Source organism: Pelagimonas sp., assembly GCF_058892305.1.
The window spans coordinates 1-2,718 of record NZ_JBZXVN010000083.1 but is presented as its reverse complement, the minus strand read 5'-3'; the positions used below and the strand labels follow the sequence as shown (position 1 = coordinate 2,718).

General features: G+C 63.5%; 2 protein-coding genes. Both read right to left on the bottom strand.

Features of this window, described 5'->3' with window-relative positions:
• Positions 1 to 80 precede the first annotated feature (80 nt).
• Positions 81 to 2,063: a ParB/RepB/Spo0J family partition protein gene (locus AC5EFR_RS23295; protein WP_493578077.1), complete on the bottom strand. Its 1,983-nt coding sequence runs from the start codon at positions 2,061 to 2,063 to the stop codon at positions 81 to 83.
• A gap of 158 nt (positions 2,064 to 2,221) precedes the next feature.
• Entirely contained in the window at positions 2,222 to 2,611 is a 390-nt protein-coding gene (locus tag AC5EFR_RS23290) for a DUF3768 domain-containing protein (protein WP_274656556.1), read from the bottom strand.
• Between the last annotated feature and the right edge of the window lie 107 nt (positions 2,612 to 2,718).

The window sequence follows — 2,718 nt, the reverse complement described above, 5'->3', positions numbered from 1 at the left end:
CCATGGGGATGTCTTTCGGTTGAGTGTGGGAGGGTCGACCCGCGCGGGTGGCATTGTCCACGCGCGGGTCGCGTGATGGCTCAGGCCGCTTGCGCGACCTCGCCGTCAGGCTCCGGGGTTTCTGCGATGGGCTCCGCCTCATCAAAGGCGATACCGGCGGTCTGCATCATAGGCGGGCACCAGGCGGCCACGGCAGCGCGCTGCGCGTCCGTGAGCGTCGCGAAGGGCTCGGCGAAGAGCTTGTCGCAGAAGGCGACGATCTCCTTCTTGCTCGACGAGGCCAGCGTCACCGCCTCCTGGGTCAGACCCAGATCCTCGCCGAGGATCTTCAGGAGCCAGGCTTTCTTGAAGCGGTTGAAGAGTGCAGCATTCGGCGCCCAGTGGGCGCGGATGTCGGGCATGATCTCGATCTCGAACGCATGCATCAGGTTGTCGCGCTGGCGGTCCCGCGCGAAGCAGGACTGCGTGGTGCTGGCGGTTGCAAAGGCGACGAGCTTGGCCTTCTCCCCTGCCTCCAGCGCGCGAAACGCCGCGAACTGATCGGCGGGCGCGCGGGTGTCATCGAGCCAGGAGAGATCAAGCGCATCATGCGCCGCCGCCACCTGCTCAAGCGAGGTCTCGTCGATCTCGTCCATTTTGGCATGGCTGCGGTATTCCTTGCGAGCATCGATCTTGATCGCCTGCGTGACACTCATGCCGCTGGCCAGAACATCACTCACCAGCTTGAAGAGCGTCAGATCGAGCGTGGCCTCCGGATGCAGCGCCATCGCGGCCCCAAGCGCCATGGCTCGCTCGGTCTTGAGGTCCTCAGCCAGTGAGGCCGGGTAGGTGATTTCGCCCGGGTCCGGGGCCTCCTCCCCGGTCGGGCTAGCCGAGGAGCCGCGCGCGCCCTCCTCTTTGACGGTGTCTTCCGGGCGGACGAGGCCCACATGGAGCGTGATCTGCCCACCCTGCCACGACGCTATCACCCCAGACCGCGCGAGGTCCTCGGCGCTGTAGGCTTCCTGCAGATCGCGGGCTTCCTCTTCCAAGGCGTCGACGCGGTCGTAGAGGGCATTGTACGCGTCCTCCTCGAGCCCTTCATCCTCCATCTCGAGTTGCAGTTTCTCGAGCTCGGCGGTGATTTCCTCGATGCGCTTTTGGGCCGCCTCATCGGGCTCGGTCGGGCCGGGATAGACGCGGCCGTAGTCGGCCATGGTCGCGTAATCATAGCGCACCATCGCATCGGCCCAGGCAAAGCCCAGCCTCATACGGGCCTCTTCGGCAGCGGCACCGAGCTTTTCGAGCAAGATGGTTTCGACCAGCGCCGCATCCTCGAGCACCGAATGCTCTTCAAGAAGGTCGGCAGCGATCGCCCCGCCGCGCGCCTCATACTCCTCGCGCACAAAGGCCCCGATATCGTCGCTGACCTGCACGCCTCGGGACTTGAGCGCCTGACGCACGGTGTAGGCTTGCAGGTAGCTGTCTTCCTTGGTCAGCGCCTCGAAGACCTCGCGCTGCACGTCCTGGCTCGGATGCTCCGCAAATGCCTTCATCGTGTCGAGCGTGATCGTCTTCGCACGGGCCGCAGCGCGGATATCCGGATGAATGAGGCCGTAGCGCAACCGGCCTTTCACGGCGGCCACCGTGGTGCCGAAGGTTTTTGCTATGGTCTCGGGCGTCTGGCCGTCGACCTCCATCATCCGCGCGAAGGCCTCGAACTCGTCAATGGCGTTCATCGGCGCCTGGGTGACGTTCTCGGCAAGAGACAACGCCGTGGTGACATCGCAATTTTCCGGCACGAGGCGGCAGTCCACCTTGGTCTTCGCTGTAAACCCCTTGGTGGCCTTGTCAGCGATCAGCTCCTTCAGGGCTGCATGGCGCCGACCTCCGGCGAGGACAGCGTATTTGCCGTCAAGCTTCTGGACCAGGAGCGGCTGGAGCAGGCCCAGCACAGCGATGCTGGCCTTCAGATGCGCGATGTTCTCGGGGTCATAGGTTTCCGGCGAGTTGCTGCGCACATTTGCGGGATGCGAGACCAGATCGCCGATGGCGACGGTGAGAGGGGCAAAGCTTGTGGTCATGGGATATCCTTCCAGGTTGGTGAGGTGTGGCCGACGCACTCACGCACGTGACCAATCCCCGGCTTCAGGGATCACCACGACAAAAGGCCCACTCTCCCTTTGAGGGGTCAGTGGGCCTTCATTGCTTGACTTGTAAGGTTTGGGGGGTGTCCCCTCGCCTACCAGTCGCGCGCCAGCATGATGGTCAGCACGCGCATGGTCGTGGCAGGATTGTCCGGGGTCTCGGCCCCGTAGCGGAAATCCGAATCTGCCTCATAGAGATCGATTTTCCAGAACACGGTCTCGCCCCGGATCTCGACCGCGCCAAAATCGTGCCATCCCTCGGGATCATTCTCAGGCTCGAATGTATCGAACGCACCGGTGGCCTTCACCGCCTCGGCCATGAAGCCGTCACCGGCCTCCATAAGCGAGCGGGTGACATGCATTCGGCCCTGGGTGGGCTGCGCGGGCGCCACTCCAAGGCACGCGAGCTTGCGAAACGCGTCGTTTTGCGCCGCCATCACGGTCTGATCCGGACGGTCTGGCTGGGATTGAACGGTCATGGACATGGACATGGGATCTCCTTTGAGAAGTTGAAACACCCTTCCCAAAGCCCGCTTTTTCTTTTCTTCTTGGCGGAAGGACCGAAGCAGAAGGCGCCTTACCCGAACAGCCC

Coding starts and splice junctions, on each gene's coding strand:
- AC5EFR_RS23295 (WP_493578077.1), bottom strand. CDS start 2,063: ATGACCACAAGCTTTGCCCCTCTCACCGTCGCCATCGGCGATCTGGTC.
- AC5EFR_RS23290 (WP_274656556.1), bottom strand. CDS start 2,611: ATGTCCATGACCGTTCAATCCCAGCCAGACCGTCCGGATCAGACCGTG.